Here is a 17,395-nt window from a genome sequence, read left to right on the forward strand (position 1 = left end):
CGCTTTTTCCGACGATGTTCCATCTCTACTGTGATTCCCTGAATTCCCATTTCACGCTCTGCCAGGAAGGCGAGAGCTGGCAGCTCACCTTCGAATCATTCGAAGATGCCTACGAGCAAGCCGAAGCCCGCGCGACGGGGGAAGTCCGATTGGTTCTCCACAATGCGAATGGGGCAGTGATCTACCAAACGACGATCTCTCCCTTGGAACCCGCCTTATTGAAGGCTCGCGCCCATTGGAAAGAGGTGGCGAGAGGAGAAAGAGAGGACAAGACGGAAGCTTGGCGCTGGCCAGTCGAAGTTCGCCCACGCCGCGAAAGTTTAGTTAACGGTTGATAGTGCCGGTAAGGTTTTTCATTACGTATTTTTCGGGGCGTTCTCCGGCTGACTCGCAGTTGACCCGAAAGGATGGGTAGCAATACGGTGTCGAGCATGGTTCGAAATTTCACCTTCATCGTCACGGCAGCACTCACTTTCAGCTTCGCGTCACTTGCTTGCGCGGGCCAAAAGGATTTTCACGATCAGGATCTCACTGGGAAGAATTTCGATAACGGGAGCCTGAACGGTGCGGATTTTTCGGATGCGATCCTTAAGCAGGTGCACTTTGATAAAGCCACTTTACGGCACGCCAATTTCAAAGGCGCCGATATCAGTGGTGTTTGGTTCACCGGAGCGGATCTGACGGAGGCGGACTTGAGCGATACGAAAGGCACCTCGGTAAACATCCGTTCGCATTTCGACAAGGCGATCATCCACGGCATGGACCTGCATTGCAATGACTGCAGCTTCAAGGGGGCGGATCTGCGGGAGTCCAAGATTTCCGGCTATATCTACAATTGCGACTTCAGCGGCGCCGACCTGCGCGGGGTGAACATGCGCGGCATGAGCGTGACCGCCGGCGGTTCGGATAGCAACCGCTGGAAGGGTGCCCTTTACGATGACGATACTGCCTGGCCGGAAGGTTTCGATCCGAAGGCGGTCGGCGCGATTTTCAAAGGCTCCGACAAGTAAGCGTCGCCATTTCGCCGCCCACAGGACGTATGAAGCCCTATCGCTATTGGGTAGTCTGCTCCTGCCTCGTCCTCTCCCTGGTGGGAGAGGCGACGCCAGGTTTCGCCGCTCCCACCAACTTCGCGGGACAGGATCTCAAAGGGAAGGATTTCAAGGACGGCAACTTGAACCGGGCCAATTTCGACGGCGCTCTCTTGAATGGAGCGAATTTCCGGAACGCCACGCTGAGAGGCGCGAGTTTTCAGAAAGCGCAGCTCGAAAATGCCATCTTCAGCAAGGCCGTTCTCGATGATGCGGATTTGTCCGGGGCCGAACTTCATGGCGTGGACTGGACGGATGCGAGGGCGTGGCATGCCAAATTGGCAGGGACGGAGATCGATCTGGCGGGCGCCGTCGTCGTCGATCTCAAGAAGTTGAATCTGGATTACGGCGCGGAGAAACTCATTCGATCGGCGCAGCGCAGCGACAGTGGCTCGCTTTCGTTTCATTACGCGGACCTGCGGCGCTGCAAGATCATCGGCAACGCGGATGGCGTGGATTTCCGTGGCGCCGACCTGCGAGGCACGGATTTCACAAAAGCACAAAAGCTGGATTCGGCGCGCTTCGCCGGAGCCAAGTATGACTCCAGCACGCAGTGGAATATCGACCCGGCCAGGATGCATGCCGAATTAGTCGCCGGCAGTGAAGGCGCCGGGCCGGCCGGAGCAAAAATCTCGCATCATCCGCTGATCGGCCACTGGCTGATCCTGAAAGGGGAAAAAGGCGCGACGGAAAGCGGCTCGATTCAGATCCACCCTGACGGCACTTTCGACTGGGATTACTCGCAGAACGGCACGCCGATCAAAGGGGAATGGACCGAGGCCGGCGATAACATCATCGTGAAATCGGGCGAGAAAGGTGAAACCTGGACGGTCAGCCGCACGCATCCCGACGAGATCCTGCTCAAGGGAGACCGCGGCACCGAGCGGGTGGGCATCCTCAACAAATGACTCTTATGAAAACAAATGCCGTTCTTCGTGGAAGCATCGCTTCATTGCTTCTGCTGACACTGCTGCCAAAACCTGCCCACGCCGATCAGCAAACGCGCATCATTGAGGAGCGCATCATCGAACAGCGTCAGGAAGCAGCTGCCGAAGAGCGCCGGGTCGAGGCGCAGAAACAGGCGGCCATGGACGAAAACCGGCGCCTGGAAAATATCCGCCAGGAACAGGCCGAAGAAAACCGCCGCATCGAAAACCTGCGGCAACAGCAGGCGGAGGAAAACCGAAAGATCGCGCAGCGTGAGGCGGATCGGCAGGCGGAAAATCGGAAGGCGGACCAAATCGCGGAAGATCAGCGACAACAGCGGATGAAAGATAACCAGACCGCCGAGAATCGTCGGATCGAGCAGGCGGAAGAAAACCGGAAGGAGGAAAATCGTCGTCAGGCCAATATTGCGGAACAGCAGCGTTTGGATCGCATCAAGGCCGACCAGTTGGCCGAACAACGCCGCCAAAACCGCGTCAAGGAAGAGCAGGCAGCGAACAATCGCATTGCCGCCGTGGCGCCTGTTCGGCAACCCGATCATCCGGATACCCGGCAGTGGCAGGATTATCAAGGTGCTCTCAAGGAACAACGGATCCAGGAAGAACGCCGGCTGGAACGTATCCGGCAGGATCGCCTGGATGAGGAGAGGCGTCTGGCAAGCATCGCCGAAGATCGCCGCCTGGAGAATATCCGACTGGATCGATTGGCGGAAGACCGCAAGCTGGCGCAACAGCGGGAGGATCAACTCGCGGAACAACGAAAGCAGGACGCGATTCGGGAAAGCCAGATCGCCGATAACCGCAAGCGAGAGCAGTTGGCCGAGCAACAGCGCGTCGATCGCCAGAAAGCGGAGCAACAGGCCGACCGGATCGCCGAAGAGCGGAAGCAGGAGAGAATCAAAGCCGACCAGATCGCGGAACAGCAACGGCAGGATCGCATTAAGGCGGATCGGATCGCCGAAGATCGCCGGCTGGAGCGCATCAAAGAAGAATCCCTGGCCGAAGACCGGCGACAGGAACAGATCAAGGCCGACCGACTCGCCGAGCAGCAACGGCAGGACCGGATCAAGGCCGATCAACTCGCGGACCAGCGCAAGGCTCGGCAATAGGTTCGCGAGCTAAACAGACGAAAGAACTCACCGGCGCCGTCGACGCGGGCGCAGGAGGAGCAGGGCACCGATTCCTCCAATGACGCCCAAGGGGATGCTCAATGGGCCCGGGATGGCGGCCAGGATGGGTTGAGCAAATTCTTGGAAGACTTGCGTGGATAGGGCGGAGAGAGTTTGCCCATGGACCGTGCCGGACAGGCAGGCCGCGATGATAGAGGGGGTGAGCAGGTTCACGAAGGGGAATGCATGAAAACCCTACAAAGTAATCCTGATCGGGCAACTCCGATTTCGGAGAATGTTGCGCGATTACACGTATTGTTTTGCCGGTTCTCTATAGTCTTGGGTTGAATCGATATTTAAAGTGAATTTCGAAGCCCGGTTTGCCCTGCGATCCAAATTCGGTCTTTATAAGCGGTATGCGGATTTCGATCGAAAGAGCCATGGCGGAAGCGTTGCCGGTCGATCTGCACCTGTCCGTGGACAAGCTCACCGGATGGGAACCCGAGCCGACGGTCGTCGTGTTGAAGACTTCTGAGGACTGGGTATTGGTCCATCGTCTGGACGATGGCTTTTTTACCGACGGCTATGTGGCCATGAGACGAAGCCTGATTCACTCCTTGGGCACGACGCGGCACGATGCGTTTCGCAAGCGAGTGATGCAGGAAGAGAAGAGATGGCCCCAAGTGATTCGCGCTCCGGCGATCGATTTGAAGAATACCGCGGCCGTGCTGCGGTCCATCCAGCAGCGGCGCCAGTTTGCCATCGTCCTGCGCGAAACCGTGAGTGAATGGCATTCCATTCATTGTCGCATCGAGCAAATCACGGATACGGATGCGACCTTGCTGGGCTTCGATGGAGCGGGAAAATGGCAGCGGCGTCCGCTGCGGGTGGATCTGGACGAGATCACGCGAGTCGTTTTCGGGTCCCGATATCTCAAGGTGTATGAAAAATACGCCTAAAGGGCATGGCGGAAGGGTCGTGGGAGGAGTGGATTGCGTGGAATTGCTGTGACGAAGTCAGCGGTCTTGAATCGCCGGCACTCCAAAATCCGATCCCGGGAATTTCTTCCCGCTTGAGCGAGTGTGCGGGTGGCCTCTATGTTCCTGCGCATTGCAAACCGCTCTCTTCCCCAGTTCCACTCTTGCTGAATTCTACCGCTTCGCCTTGCTCCTGACCGGGAATGCCAAAAGCGCCGAGGAAGTCATGGCTGAGACCCTGACCGAGGTGGAATCGCAGCTTTCCCAGTTCCGCAACGCGACGAGCCGGCAGGCCTGGCTGGCCACGCATATCCGTGAACGCTGCCTGGAGAACAACAAATCGTTGCCTCCGACCGCCCCGCGGTTATTGCGCGACGATACCGATAGCGGGACGAGCCCCGAGGTATTGCAGATCGAGGCATTTCTCCTTGCTCAGCGCTTCCACACCCTGCCCGAGCCGGAGCGGAGTGCGCTGGCCCTGTTTTATCTCGACCTTTTCAAGGCCGAAGAGATCGCGGAGATTTTGAAGATGGACATGCATGCGCTGTCGGACACTCTCGGCGCGGCGCGCGACCTCCTGCGCAAGGCGTTGCAGGCCATGCGCCCCGAAACCAATCAAACCTCGTGAAGGCGGATACTGCTGAGACCCTGTTGCGCTGCTACCGGCCAGGCAAGAGCGCGGATTCGAAGATGGAGAAGGCGCTGCGTCTGGCCGAGGAAGACTCCGAGCTGGGAAGAATCCTGCGCGCGCAGCTCGAATTCGATGAGCAGATCATCGATGTCATCCATTTCATCAAGCCGCCGGAAAACCTGCGGCAGAAGCTGAGCGAACTCAGCGAGAAACCGCGCGCGGAAAAAGCGCGGCTGCGCAAGCAGGTCATCAATCCCGCAGTCGTCACCGCGCTGTGCGGGGTGCTGGTCATCCTCGGCATCATCGTCTTTTTCGTCATGGAACGGATGGAGAAATTCCCCGGACGCGACGCGGTGGAGGCCATGCTGTCCAACGCCAGCAAGATGAACGGGCACGAGCTCGAGGAGGTGACGAGCACGAGCGGACAACTCGGCGATTGGTTCTACATGCGCGGTTACGATGGCTTTGAGTCGCCGCCGGATCTGGCCGGATTGCCGGTCATCGGCTCGCGCGTTTTCCATATCGATGGCCGGACCGTGGCGCAATTTGCCGTGGGCAATGCCGAGGCCTTGAAGTGCCTGGTGCTGCAGTTCCACGCGAGCGAGTTTGGCGTGCAATTGCCCGAGGGAAATGAGTGGAAGGTGCTCACCGAGGGCGAATGGGTGGGCGCCCTGCGCCAGCACGGGGATATTTGCTTTCTCATTGCCTTCCGCGGCAACAAAGCGGAGATGGATGAGTTTCTGAAAACGCTCCCCCCGAAAACATGAGCCGCCCTTTGCTTCGTTCCGTCCTGGTCCTTCTTGCCAGCCTGCTCACCGCCTGCAGCACGACCTTTGACAAGAAGTGGAACGCAGCCGCCCAAGGGAACACCAAGGCGACCCGTTGGGAGGGACGCTGGGCCAGCGGCACGCGCAAAGACACCGATGGCAGCCCGCACGGGGGACGCCTCCGTTGCGTGATCGTGCCCCAACCGGATCGCAGCCTCGCGGCTTCCTTTCACGCCAACTGGCTCTGTTTCTCGGGCAACTACGACATGACTTTCCAGCCGGCGCCCGGCGGTCAGCGTCACGGCAAGATCCAGAACTACAAGGGAACGCATGACCTTCCGAAGATCCTCGGGGGCACCTATTCCTATGCGGCCACGGTCGCCGGCGACCACCTGGTAGCGCACTACACCTGCAACTACGACCAGGGGACTTTCGACCTGCGCGAACTGCCGCCCGGCAAGAAATGATAGCAATTTTTATGCGTAGGATTGACGCCGCGCGTATTCTTGTCCTACACGGAGACATGTCCCGCCCCTTTCGCTTTCTGCTTCCTGCTGTTTTCGTAGCCAGCGCCGTCGGCCTGACCGGTTGCGTCGGCACGATTTACGACAACACCTACTCTTATCATAAGAATCACTTCGTCCCGCCGCGGGAAGATGCGGTCGCGCATGGCAAGGAACCTTCCGCGGAAGCGCTGCTCGGCGACGCGGAAAAGAACAAGCCGGCTACCGATGCCGGTTCTCCCGCCGGGTTGCCGCCCGCTGGGGAAATCCCGGGCCTGCCGCCTGCGGCGGCTCCTGGCGCTCCTGCGGCGCCGGATGCTGCCGCCCCAGCCCCAGCTCCAGCCGCTCCGCCGGCTCCGGCGACGCCGCCCCCGAAATAACTCACGCCTCACGCGCGCTCATTCGCGTCTTGGAGAGCAACTCGGCCTCTTGGAGCGGGTTCCATCCCGCATGGTCGACACTCATGCCGTCTTTGGATTTTGTCCGAAGCGGATTGTGCTTGTTGACTTCCACTTTGAATGAGCGACTTGCCCACTGTCATGCCTGACCCGCAATTGAACGATGCGGACGCGACGCCGGAACAAATCCAGGCGGAGATTTTCGTCTACGTCGGCCAGGAGCTCAAAGCCAAGTACGCCATCGAGCACGGTGAGTACATCATCGGCCGCGATGCCTCGTGCCCCATTCGGATCGATGCCGACCTGGTTTCGCGGCATCATGCGCGGCTGACCTTCAATGCCTACGAGCTCGTCATCGAGGATCTTGGCAGCAGCAACGGCGTTTTCATCGATAGCATCCAGGTGCAATTGCCCACTCGAGTACGTCTCGACCAGGAGGTGCAGGTCGGTACGGCGCGCCTCTTCATTCGCCTGCGGGCGGAAGCGGCCAAACAACTCGCCGAGGCGCTCTGGGACAAGGATCTCGGTCTCGCGCAGGTGCGCGAGCAGCTCGAGGAGAAGAAGTACAAGGTCATTACCACGATCAACCGCGGCGGCATGGGCGTGATCCTGCAGGCGCGCGATCTGCGGATTCGTCGCACGGTGGCGATGAAGGTGATGAAGACGAGCAACCAGTTTTCGCGCGAAAACGTGCTGCGTTTCATCGACGAAGCCCAGCTGACCGGCCAGCTCGAGCACCCGAATATCGTGCCCATCTACGAGCTGGGCATCGATGATCAGGGGGAGATTTTCTACACGATGAAATTCGTCAAGGGCACGACCCTCGACGACGTGCTGCGTGGGATTCGCAACGGACGGCAAAAGACCATCGAAAAATATCCGCTGGGCACGTTGCTCACCATTTTCCAAAAGGTCTGCGACGCCGTGGCGTATGCGCACTCCAAGAGCATCGTGCACCGCGATCTCAAACCGGAGAACATCATGATCGGCTCCTTCGGTGAGGTGCTGGTCATGGACTGGGGCCTGGCGAAAAATCTCACCACGGTGCGCAAGGAAACTCCGGAGCACCCCCAGGAGCCGGTGCCGGATACGCCGGTGGCGAAATCGGGAGACAACCTGCGCGGCTTCGAGACCATGCACGGGCTGATCGTAGGCACGCCGCCTTACATTTCGCCCGAGCAGGCGCGAGGTGAGCTGGATCGCATTGACGAGCGTTCCGATATCTATGTGCTCGGCGGAATCCTCTACGCGATCCTGGCCTTGCGGCCGCCGGTGGAGGGCGAGTCGGTGCACGAGGTGGTCGAGAAGATCGTGACCAGCGCGATCGCGCCGCCGTCGAGTTACAACCAGCCGGCCAGAAAATCGGCCGCGAAAACGGCGGGCGAGAATTCGTCCGATGGCGCGCCGGCCAATTTCGTCTTCGCGCATTGCCCGAACAAACGCATTCCCGACGGGCTCTCCGCGGTGGTCATGAAGGCGCTCGCGCTCGACCCGGCGGATCGTTATCAGCATGTCGAGGATTTGCAGACGGACATCGAGGCTTACCAGGGCGGCTTCGCGACGAAGGCGGAGCGGGCCAGTGTGGCGAAGCACGCGCTGCTCTTCGCCGCGCGGCACAAAAAAGAGGTCGCGCTCTTCCTGGTCTTCGCGGTCATCTTCAACGTCGTGGTCATCGGCTTTTTCCTCCAGCTCATGCACGAGCGCGACCGCGCGCGCTTGAGCGAGAAACGCGCGATCGACCAGGAGCAACTGGCGGCGGCCCGCTTGAACGAACTGCGCGGCACGGCGCCGACCTTCGCTTCCGATGCGCAGCAGCTCATCGATGAAAACCGGTTCCCGGAGGCGCTGGAAAAGATCGAATACGCCATTCAGCAGGTGCCCAACGAGGCCACCTATCACAACCTGCGCGGCAACATCCTGCAGGCGCAGCTCCGGCTGGAGGAAGCGGCCGATGCCTACACCGAAGCCTTGCGCTTGAACCCCAAGCTCAAGGAAGCGCAGGTCAACCTCGATCTCTCCCGGCGCGTGCTCAAGAGCATCGGCACGGATGAGCAGATCAAGCCGGCGATTCAGGATGAGCTCTACAAGGCGCTCATGAACCAGGGGCGCCACAGCGCCGCGGAGAGCATTCGCGACGAGTTCGGCATGGACAAACAGCGGCTGAACAAAATCTGGCGCGACACCTTCGACAAGCATGGCCTGCGCGCCCAGCGCTTCGAGACGAATGGCGACGGCACGGTGAGTGTCGACTTCAGCTATGTGGCGCAGCCGGATTTCAAGAAGCTGCGCGATCTGCCGGTGACGGGGCTCATTCTCGACGAAACGCGGATCACTGATCTCAATGCGCTGAAGGGGATGGAACTGGAGTCGCTCTCCCTCGGGCACACCGTGGTGCGCGATCTCTCGCCGCTCGAGGGCATGCCCTTGCGGAACCTGAGTCTCGAGGGCAGCGCGGTGCTGGATTTGCGGCCGTTGCACGATCTGCCGCTGGAGGTATTGCGGCTTTCCACCACGCGCGTGGCCAATCTCGTGCCGCTCAAGGGAATGCCGATCGAGCAGCTCTATCTCGCGAATTGCCGCTCGATCAAAGATATCTCGGCACTGGATGGCATGCCGCTGCAAACGCTCACGCTGAATCACACCAGCATCACCGATCTCAAGCCGCTCATCCATTCGCCGCTGCGCGAACTGAATCTCGAAGGGTGCACGTCGCTGACGGATCTGCGTCCGCTGATGGAGATCGCGACCCTGGAAAGCGTGCTCATCCCTTTGCAATGCAAGGACATCGCGTTCCTGCGGAATCATCTCGGCATCAAGCGTCTCTCGTACATCAAGATGACGGAGCCGGCGGAGGAATTCTGGAAAGCGTTCGACACCCGCGCGGCCGGTCACTCCACGCCAAAGCAAAGCGCCCGCCCTGTGTTGTTGAAAGCGGAAGTCACCCCGGCGGCGAAGGAGAAAGAAAAGCCTGCAGAGAAGGTGACCGAAAAAACGGCGGAGAAAGCGGCCGACAAGACGCCGGACAAAGCGCCGGAGAAACCGACGAATAAAGCCGCGGAGAAGCCGGTCGAAAAGGCCACGGAGAAACCCTCGGACAAAACGCCGGAGAAAGCGCCCGAGCCTCCGGACAAAAAGCCGGCTCCGTCAGCGGCAAAATAGTGGAAGCAACATCCTGCCGCCTTGCGTTGGAGGATCAGCGGCTGGAAGCGGCTGCCCCATTGAACAAACCTTCCTCGGGCTCAACGCCTAGGCCCGAAGCGGTACTGGGCAACAGAACTCCCCGATCAAACTTCCACCCGCGGAAAGGATCATCGCCCAGCAACCACGCCCCATCGAGATCGGCATAGTCGGTGCGTTGCGCGACCACCGCGCCGGCGGCGATCAAGGCGCTGCTCTCCAGCATGCACCCGACCATCATCTTTTTCCCGCGTGCCTTGCCGGTCGCAACCATGCGCCGGCCAGGAGTGATGCCGCCGCACTTCACGAGCTTGATGTTGAAGCCATCGAAGGCGTCGGGCAGTTGCGCGGCATTTTCCTCGGTCACGCAGCTTTCATCGGCCATCACGGGCAACTCCAGCTTCGGCAACTCGGTATCGCGCGCGGGCAACCACGGCTGTTCGATGAAGGTGACGCCGAGTTGCGCTAACTCGCGGGAGAGTTTGGCCAGGTCGATTTTCCCCCACGCGCAATTGGCATCCACGGCGAGCAGGGCAGGAGATCGTTCGCGCACGAAACGCACGGGATCGAGGCTCGCCGCTTGATCGGACTTTATTTTGATGCGCGCGAAGCCGCGCAGCTCCTCGACCTTTTCGATCAATTCCTCCGAACTCGACAAGCCGATCGTGGCAAAGGTGATCACCGGCCGCGGAGGCTCATTCCAAGCCAGTTCCGAGACGGTCACCCCTTTTTTCCGCGCGAGCCAATCCCACAGCGCAATGTCGAGCGCGCACTGCGCGGCGTGCGACGGCGCCAGAAATCGCCACGCTTCTTTCCAGGCTGTTTCGATATCGGCGACACTGTGCACTTCGAGCGTCTGGAAAAACTCCCGCGCACTCTCCAACTTCGCCATCACACCGCTCCACGTTTCGTCGTAGAAGGCATTGGGTGAGGCTTCGCCGTAACCGACGACTCCATCGCTTTCGAGACGGATGAAAACGTTGCGCACTTCCGTCTTGCGCGCGCGGCTGATTCGAAAGGCGCGGCGTGGATGTAATTCGCGACTGGTACAGGTGAGCTTCATCACAAAGAGGAATCTATTTCCACAGGGATAGATTTCTGGGAATGTATGCTGAACACGCATGCAAGGCAGCCCAATCTTCACGCGATCCATCGGCCGCTCCGTCGAAGGCCGGGAAATCATCGTGCACGCGAATTTCGGCTTCGCTGTTTCCCCACCGCCGCGTAACAGCACGCTGCTCATCGGTGGCACGCATGGCAACGAACCCGCGACCGTGCGCGCGCTGGAGGATTATCTGCAAAGCCCCGCATGGGAAGCGTTGCGGCAATTCCCGACGATGGTCCTGCCGCTCGCCAATCCCGATGGCGCCGAACGTGCCACCCGCTACAACGCGCGCGGAGTCGACCTGAATCGCAACTGTGGTTTCAACTGGCGCCCGGACTGCGAAGAGCCGCCCGGCCCCGCGGCGTGGTCCGAGCCGGAATCGGTCGCCCTGCGCGATTTCATCCTCGCCTGGCAACCGGCGAAGGTCGTGAGCTTGCATTGGGCGCTGGCGGAAATCGATGCCGATGGTGTACAATCCACGCCGCTCGCCCAGGCCATGTGGGAATCGCTCGATGAGAACGCTCGCCGTCCCTATCGCCTCCGCGTAACGGAACCCGGGCGTGGCCAGCGCCGCCTCGAGCGCATCTACGCCGCGTGTCCCGGTTCGGTCGGCCAATGGTGCGGCTATGGGCTCGAATATGCCGATGGCTCGGCTCCTGCGATGATCACGCTGGAACTGCCTTACGATCCCGAGGCCGAAGCGCGCCCGGACGAATTGCCCGAAGATCATCTCGATACCGTGCGCGCGCTTTGGAAGACCGATGCCGCGGGTTATTTGCGCGGAATCGAGCCTGGCGTGCACGCGATGCTCGCCACGGCCATCCGTTTTCCTGCACACTCCTGACGACATGGTCAAAATCTCCATCGCATATCACGGCGATCTTCGCTGCGAGGCCATCCATGGCCCTTCGAATAACAAACTGCTCACGGACGCTCCCGTGGATAATCACGGCAAGGGCGAATCGTTTTCCCCAACCGATCTCGTCGCCACGGCGCTCGGCACTTGCATGGCGACGGTCATGGGCATCTATGCCCAACAGCACGAGATCGATCTGCGCGGAATGAAAGTGACCGTGGGCAAGGAGATGACCCAGGTGCCGGTGCGGCGCATTGCACGCCTGACCTGCGAAATCACCATGCCGCTGCCGGACACGCATCCGCGCCGTGAGGTGCTGGAGCGCGTGGCGTTAACCTGCCCGGTACACCAGAGTTTACACCCCGATGTAGAGAAGCCGGTGACTTTTATCTGGGCCGGCGCATAGGGCCTATTCCGTAGCTTGCACTCCCACCCGCCGCCGTTATAAACGCCTCGCATGCCGACTCTCAAAGAGCCGAACGGACTGAAAAAAGGCCGACGCCTCGACGACTTGGAGCACAAGTCGATCGACGAGGATGACTACAAACCGAAGCTCAAGGATTTCCAGCTTCGGTTGCTTAATCTCACGCGCGAACTCTCCGAGTCGCACCGCTCGCTGATCGTCGTTTTCGAAGGTCCGGACGCGGCCGGCAAAGGTGGCGCGATCAAGCGGCTCGCCGAGCGGCTCGACCCGCGCCTGCTGCGGGTGCACTCCGTCATCAAGCCGACGGCAGAGGAGTATCAGCACCACTACATGTGGCGCTTCTGGAACAAGCTGCCGCCTTACGGGCAGACCGTGGTCTTCGATCGCTCGTGGTATGGGCGCGTGCTCGTAGAGCGCGTGGAGGGATTTGCCTCGGAAAAGGAGTGGAAGCGCGCTTACGAGGAGATCAACGAATTTGAGCGCACGCTGGCCGATGACGGCGCGGTCATCGTGAAATTCTACCTGCACATCTCGAAGGAGGAGCAGCTCTTCCGCTTCAAACGTCGTGAGGCGGATCCTTACAAACATTGGAAGATCAACGACGAGGACTGGCGCAATCGTCGCAAGTGGGACGAGCACAATTCCGCGGCGGAGGATATGTTCGAGAAGACTTCGACCGAGGACGCGCCGTGGTCGGTGATCCCGGCCAATTACAAGTGGTTCGCGCGTCTCCGTGTGCTCAAGACTGTCGTCGAGGCGCTGGAACGCGCCGGACTGAGCCGGAAAGCCTGAGATGCAGATTCCAGGCCGTTCGCTGGTCCGCGTATTGATTGCTGTAAGCTTGCTCGCACTTCCCGCGTGCGAGCGTCTGTTCGACAAAGGCACCAAGGAAAATATCGCTGCCGCCGATAAGAAGGCGGCTGCAGGAGATTACCGGACGGCGGTGGATTTGTATGAGGGCGCGCTCGATGGCACCGCTAAAACCGCCGAGGTGCACTACAAGCTGGCGCTCCTTTACGATGACAAGCTCAAGAGCCCGATCGATGCACTGCACCACATGGATCGCTACATCGAGCTCGCGCCGAATGGTCCGCATGTCCGCGATGCGAAGGCCTATAAGAAGGAAGGCGAAGCGAGACTGCTGACCAAGCTTTCCAACGGTTCACCTATCACCCAGCAGGATGCCGTTCGATTGAAGAACGAGAATCAAATCCTGCGTGAACAACTGACGGCCTTGCGCGCGCAGAGGGCCATGCCGGCGGCCACGCTGAACGCGAAGGGCGAGCCGATGCAAAAGCCGATCCCACCGGGCGCCCGGACGTATACCGTCCAATCCGGCGACACGCTGGCCAAGATCTCCCGCAAGTATTACAAGACACCTGCGCGAGCCCGCGACATTCAGGACGCGAACTTCAACGCGCTGTCCGGCACGGTGAAGATCAAGCCGGGGATGGTGTTGATCATCCCGTAGGGGGAGGAGGAAGTTGAGGGTTGATGGTTGATAGCCCCCCCACGTGACCGCTTTTCAGCGGCGCTCCGCGCCGAATTTTGTAGGGGCGGCTGGCCTCAGCCGCCCTTCGATGAGTGCCTTGCTGCAGAATAAAGTAATCGCACATTTCCCGGCACATCGAGGCGGGTAATCTCCAGCCAATACCGCGGAGCGGTCACGTCAGAGGTTAGGTGGCGGACTCTCAACTATCAACCTCCGTTCCCTATTCCTCGTCCGTCGCGCCTTTTTCCGCGCTTCAGGCCCGCGGAGCTTGCCCTGGATGAAGGCGTCGATGTCGCCGTCCATCACCGCAGAGATGTTGCTCGTATCCACGCCGGTCCGCAGGTCGAGGACCTTCTGATAGGGCTGGAAGACATAGCTGCGGATCTGGCTGCCGAAGCTGACATCGGCCTTTTCACCATAGGCTGCCGCCGTCTCCGCGGCCATCTTGTCCACTTCAATCTGCTGCAGTTTCGCCTGCAACATGCGCATGGCGGTGACCTTGTTCTTCTGCTGGCTGCGCTCGTTTTGGCAGGCCGCGACGATGCCCGTCGGGATGTGCCGGATGCGCACCGCGGTTTCCACCTTGTTCACATTCTGCCCGCCCTTGCCGCCGCTTCGGTAGGTATCCACCTCGATGTCCGCTTCGTTGATCTCGATCGGCGCGCTCTCGGGCAACTCGGGCACCACATCCACGCCGGCGAAGGACGTGTGCCGGCGCTTGTTCGCGTCGAAAGGCGAGATACGCACCAATCGGTGCACTCCACGCTCCGTCGCGAGATAGCCAAAGGCATATTCCCCGGCAACCTTCAGCGTGCACGATTTGATGCCCGCTTCTTCGCCGAGCTGAATGTCCATGACTTCGCTCTTGAAGCCATGCCGCTCGATCCAGCGCTGATACATGCGCAGCAGCATGTCCGCCCAATCGCACGACTCTGTGCCGCCGGCGCCAGAGTTGATCGTGAGGAAAGCGTTGTAACGGTCGTTTGGACCGTTGAGCAGCATCTTGAGCTCGAATTCGGCGAGCCCATTCTGGATCACGCCGTATTCCTTCTCGACCTCCTTCACGCTCGTCTCGTCGTTCGCCTCACGGGCGAGTTCGATGAGCACCGGCAAGTCCTCGATCTGCCGATCGAGCGTGAGCAGCGGCCCGATCTTGTTCCGCAGCGTGGAGACTTCCTCGACGTTCTTTTGCGCGCGTTCTTTGTTCGCCCAGAAATCGGGCTCGGCCATCAGGCCTTCGAGTTCCGCCAGGCGGGCTTGCAGCTTGGGGAAGTCAAAGATACCTCCGAAGCTCGCCTACGCGGGATTTGAATTCGTCGGTATTGATAGCGCTGAGGTCCATTTTTCGAAAAGTGTTAAGTGTTCAGTTTTAAGTATTAAGGGAAGAGGGGCCGTCGAGAGTTTTCGGGCGTCGCAGGAAGCCGCTTAAAACTTAAAACTTAAGTTCTTAAAACTCCCCGTGCCCTGGAAAAAGATCAATGTACCCTTTTCATCGCCGACCGGTCCGGCTTCGCCGGATCGATGCGATAGATCGTCTCGTTCTCCTTCATCAGGTCGAGGCGGTCGCGGGCGATGAGCCCCACATACTCCGGATCGTGCTTCAGCAGCTCCTCGATCCGCGTATTGCGGATGAGGAGTTGCCGCTGCTGCTCCACCTCGAGCTTGAGCTGCTCGACGCGCGCTTCCTGATCACGGCGCTTTGTCACCTCCGGAAGGAAGTGGTATGCCGCGATTGCCCCGAGCACGAGAAGGATCAGGACAAAAAGGAGCCGATTGAGGAAATACCAGATTCCCCCAGACGGAGAAGGGTTTTGGAAGTGGCCACGGGCCGAGCTCACTTATCGCATCTTACCGCCATAAATGGCATTGTCACCCAATTCTTCTTCAATTCGGAGAAGTTGATTGTACTTCGCCACGCGATCGGTGCGGCTGAGGGAGCCGGTTTTGATCTGTCCGGCGTTTGTCGCCACCGCGATATCGGCGATGGTGTTGTCTTCGCTCTCGCCGGAACGGTGGGAAATGACCGCCGTGTATTTGTTTTCCTTGGCGAGCTCGATGGCGTCGAGGGTCTCGGTCAGCGAACCGATCTGGTTCACCTTCACGAGGATCGAGTTGGCCGTGCCGGTCTCGATGCCCTTCTTGAGGAACTCGACGTTGGTCACGAAGAGATCGTCGCCCACCAGCTGGGTCGTGGCACCGAGCTTGTCGGTCAGCTTCTTCCAGCCGGCCCAGTCGTTCTCGGCGCAGCCGTCCTCGATCGAGATGATCGGGAACTTCTTCTGCAGCTGGACGTAGTATTCGACCAGCTCGTCGGCGTTGCGCTTCGAGCCGTCGCTCTTCTTGAAGACGTACTGCTTCTTGGCCTTGTCGTAGAATTCGGAGGAAGCGACGTCCAGCGCGATGAAGACGTCCTTGCCGAACTTGTAACCGGCCTTCTTGACCGCAGCGGCGATCGATTCCAGCGCGTCGTCGGCGCTCTCGAAATTCGGGGCGAAACCGCCTTCGTCACCCACGGCGGTGGAAAGGCCGCGGCCCTTCAGCACGCTCTTCAGCGAGTGGAAGATTTCGGTGCCGGCGCGGAGCGCTTCGGAAAAGCTCGGAAAATTCTTCGGCACGACCATGAACTCCTGGAAGTCCACCGGCGCATCGGAGTGCGCACCGCCGTTGACGATGTTCATCATCGGCACCGGAAGGACCTTGGCGTTCGGACCGCCGATGTACTTGAAGAGGGACTGGCCGAGCTGATTGGCGGCCGCCTTGGCCGTGGCCAGCGAGACCGCGAGGATGGCATTGGCGCCGAGCTTGGCCTTGTTGGCCGTGCCATCGAGCGCGATCATCGTCTTGTCCACGCCGATCTGGTCGCACGCGTCGAAGCCCTCGATTTCCTTGGCGATGCTCTTGTTGACGTTGGCGACCGCCTTGGTCACGCCCTTGCCGCCGAAACGATCCTTCACGCCGTCGCGCAATTCCCAGGCTTCGTGTTCGCCGGTGCTGGCGCCGCTGGGAACGATGGCACTGCCGACCGCGCCGCCGGCGAGGACGACATCGGCTTCGACCGTGGGGATTGCCGCGGGAATCAATGACCTGCCGGGCATGAACTTCAACGATAGTAGTAAGAGACATGGGATGTAAGGATGGTGAGAGTGATCAACTGCGGGGTGCGCGGCAATCCGTGGGGCGGGCCGGTGCGCGCAAGGGCAGCCGGTGTGGATAAAATCTCACGCCAAAATTGGCAAGGCGATTCGGTGGGAAGCGGAAGAGGAATTGAAACGCAGAGGTCGCAGCGCGGCGGAGCCGCAAGCAAAGATTTTTAACGCAGAGGCCGCAGAGGCGCAGAGAAGAAGTGTTGAGGGGTTGGTGGACTAAAGAACCGCGAAGGGACGCTCATCAACGCGCATAGGAAAGGGCCTTCAGCTTGCTCCCCTTTTTGTGTCCATTCGCGGTTAATAAATTTCCGCAAGCTGCGTACACTTTTCAGGTTAGCACTGCACGAGACGCAGAGGCCGGACCTTTTTGGTATCGTCAGCGACTACGAAAGTCCGTCCACGCAACCATTTTCATCTACCCTGTTTTCCGCGACGAGGTAGCTCTCCACGCAAAACAAGTCGGCTTCAAAAGTAGTCAGTCGCGAAATTCCATTTTGTTCCAGGAAATCTTCGACAGCCGCCTTTAGAACCGCGCGCGCGACGGATTGCGGGCTTTCGCCAAATAAGAAAACTCGGACGTAGACCTTGATGTGAGTATTCGCGTTCCAATGCATCTCTACCCTTCCCCTCACGGTTCTGACGCTCTTTGCGTGCTGAAATACCGCTGGGCGTTCGGCGATCGGTATTTCCTCCGTCAATATATGACCAACTCCGGAGGGTGTTCGAAAGCACTCGCGGCAATCAAAAGACAGGAAACGCATTTTGTCAGGGCCTC

18 protein-coding genes and 1 pseudogene are annotated in these 17,395 nt (G+C 59.8%); 12 read left to right on the forward strand and 7 right to left on the reverse strand.

Annotation, left to right across the window (positions count from 1 at the left end):
• Positions 1-431 precede the first annotated feature (431 nt).
• Both CFE428DRAFT_RS17440 and CFE428DRAFT_RS37485 read left to right on the forward strand, forming a co-directional pair.
• The gene (locus CFE428DRAFT_RS17440) at positions 432-1,010 is read left to right on the forward strand and encodes a pentapeptide repeat-containing protein (protein WP_162145278.1); all 579 of its coding nucleotides are present in this window, start codon (positions 432-434) and stop codon (positions 1,008-1,010) included.
• Positions 1,011-1,039: 29 nt separating this feature from the next.
• On the forward strand, positions 1,040-1,999 hold the full coding sequence (locus tag CFE428DRAFT_RS37485; protein WP_006980937.1) for a pentapeptide repeat-containing protein: 960 nt from the start codon (positions 1,040-1,042) through the stop codon (positions 1,997-1,999).
• A gap of 41 nt (positions 2,000-2,040) precedes the next feature.
• Here CFE428DRAFT_RS37485 and CFE428DRAFT_RS17450 read toward each other — a convergent pair whose 3' ends face one another.
• Positions 2,041-3,141, reverse strand: a complete 1,101-nt coding sequence (locus tag CFE428DRAFT_RS17450) for a hypothetical protein (RefSeq protein ID WP_006980938.1) — start codon at positions 3,139-3,141, stop codon at positions 2,041-2,043.
• A 30-nt stretch (positions 3,142-3,171) separates the two neighbouring features.
• On the reverse strand, positions 3,172-3,378 hold the full coding sequence (locus CFE428DRAFT_RS17455; RefSeq protein WP_042725211.1) for a hypothetical protein: 207 nt from the start codon (positions 3,376-3,378) through the stop codon (positions 3,172-3,174).
• Between the two features lie 182 nt (positions 3,379-3,560).
• Here CFE428DRAFT_RS17455 and CFE428DRAFT_RS17460 point away from each other — a divergent pair, with 182 nt between their 5' ends.
• From CFE428DRAFT_RS17460 to CFE428DRAFT_RS33915, 6 genes are all read left to right on the forward strand, one after another.
• Entirely contained in the window at positions 3,561-4,103 is a 543-nt protein-coding gene (locus CFE428DRAFT_RS17460) for a hypothetical protein (protein WP_042725212.1), read from the forward strand.
• Positions 4,104-4,254: 151 nt separating this feature from the next.
• Entirely contained in the window at positions 4,255-4,749 is a 495-nt protein-coding gene (locus tag CFE428DRAFT_RS17465) for an RNA polymerase sigma factor (protein ID WP_006980940.1), read from the forward strand.
• The gene (locus CFE428DRAFT_RS17470) at positions 4,746-5,519 is read left to right on the forward strand and encodes a hypothetical protein (protein WP_006980941.1); all 774 of its coding nucleotides are present in this window, start codon (positions 4,746-4,748) and stop codon (positions 5,517-5,519) included. Before CFE428DRAFT_RS17465 ends, CFE428DRAFT_RS17470 begins: the two co-directional genes overlap by 4 nt.
• Positions 5,516-5,986: a hypothetical protein gene (locus tag CFE428DRAFT_RS17475; protein ID WP_006980942.1), complete on the forward strand. Its 471-nt coding sequence runs from the start codon at positions 5,516-5,518 to the stop codon at positions 5,984-5,986. The genes CFE428DRAFT_RS17470 and CFE428DRAFT_RS17475 overlap by 4 nt, the downstream gene beginning before the upstream one ends.
• A 56-nt stretch (positions 5,987-6,042) precedes the next feature.
• Positions 6,043-6,402: a hypothetical protein gene (locus CFE428DRAFT_RS37490; protein ID WP_006980943.1), complete on the forward strand. Its 360-nt coding sequence runs from the start codon at positions 6,043-6,045 to the stop codon at positions 6,400-6,402.
• Between the two features lie 159 nt (positions 6,403-6,561).
• Entirely contained in the window at positions 6,562-9,579 is a 3,018-nt protein-coding gene (locus CFE428DRAFT_RS33915) for a protein kinase domain-containing protein (protein ID WP_162145279.1), read from the forward strand.
• Between the two features lie 34 nt (positions 9,580-9,613).
• Here the strand turns inward: CFE428DRAFT_RS33915 and CFE428DRAFT_RS17490 are convergent, their stop codons facing one another.
• Complete coding sequence (locus tag CFE428DRAFT_RS17490; protein ID WP_006980945.1) at positions 9,614-10,660, reverse strand: dipeptide epimerase; 1,047 nt, start codon at positions 10,658-10,660, stop codon at positions 9,614-9,616.
• 58 nt (positions 10,661-10,718) lie between these two features.
• Here CFE428DRAFT_RS17490 and CFE428DRAFT_RS33920 point away from each other — a divergent pair, with 58 nt between their 5' ends.
• Genes CFE428DRAFT_RS33920 through CFE428DRAFT_RS33925 form a run of 4 tightly spaced genes read left to right on the forward strand, consistent with a single transcriptional unit; the run spans position 10,719 to position 13,453 of the window.
• On the forward strand, positions 10,719-11,546 hold the full coding sequence (locus tag CFE428DRAFT_RS33920; RefSeq protein WP_006980946.1) for a M14 family zinc carboxypeptidase: 828 nt from the start codon (positions 10,719-10,721) through the stop codon (positions 11,544-11,546).
• 4 nt (positions 11,547-11,550) lie between these two features.
• Positions 11,551-11,964: an OsmC family protein gene (locus CFE428DRAFT_RS17500; protein WP_006980947.1), complete on the forward strand. Its 414-nt coding sequence runs from the start codon at positions 11,551-11,553 to the stop codon at positions 11,962-11,964.
• 51 nt (positions 11,965-12,015) lie between these two features.
• Positions 12,016-12,774 (forward strand): polyphosphate kinase 2 family protein, encoded by a 759-nt coding sequence (locus CFE428DRAFT_RS17505; RefSeq protein ID WP_006980948.1) that lies wholly within the window; start codon positions 12,016-12,018, stop codon positions 12,772-12,774.
• Positions 12,775-12,823: 49 nt separating this feature from the next.
• Positions 12,824-13,453 (forward strand): Cell division protein CpoB, encoded by a 630-nt coding sequence (locus tag CFE428DRAFT_RS33925; protein WP_049975674.1) that lies wholly within the window; start codon positions 12,824-12,826, stop codon positions 13,451-13,453.
• Between the two features lie 198 nt (positions 13,454-13,651).
• Here CFE428DRAFT_RS33925 and prfB read toward each other — a convergent pair.
• The 4 genes and pseudogenes from prfB to CFE428DRAFT_RS17530 form a co-directional block, all read right to left on the reverse strand.
• A protein-coding gene (prfB, locus tag CFE428DRAFT_RS17515; RefSeq protein WP_193352244.1) for a peptide chain release factor 2 occupies positions 13,652-14,816 on the reverse strand; the annotation gives its coding sequence in 2 pieces (ribosomal slippage) (positions 13,652-14,755 and positions 14,757-14,816; 1,164 coding nt in all).
• 133 nt (positions 14,817-14,949) lie between these two features.
• Entirely contained in the window at positions 14,950-15,312 is a 363-nt protein-coding gene (locus CFE428DRAFT_RS39895) for an FtsB family cell division protein (RefSeq protein WP_006980951.1), read from the reverse strand.
• A pseudogene (eno, locus tag CFE428DRAFT_RS17525) lies at positions 15,313-16,597 on the reverse strand (phosphopyruvate hydratase).
• A 406-nt stretch (positions 16,598-17,003) separates the two neighbouring features.
• Complete coding sequence (locus tag CFE428DRAFT_RS17530) at positions 17,004-17,381, reverse strand: hypothetical protein (RefSeq protein ID WP_131989306.1); 378 nt, start codon at positions 17,379-17,381, stop codon at positions 17,004-17,006.
• Positions 17,382-17,395: the final 14 nt, after the last annotated feature.

Origin of the sequence: Chthoniobacter flavus Ellin428 (genome assembly GCF_000173075.1) — a bacterium.
GTDB classification, from domain to species: Bacteria; Verrucomicrobiota; Verrucomicrobiia; order Chthoniobacterales; family Chthoniobacteraceae; genus Chthoniobacter; species Chthoniobacter flavus.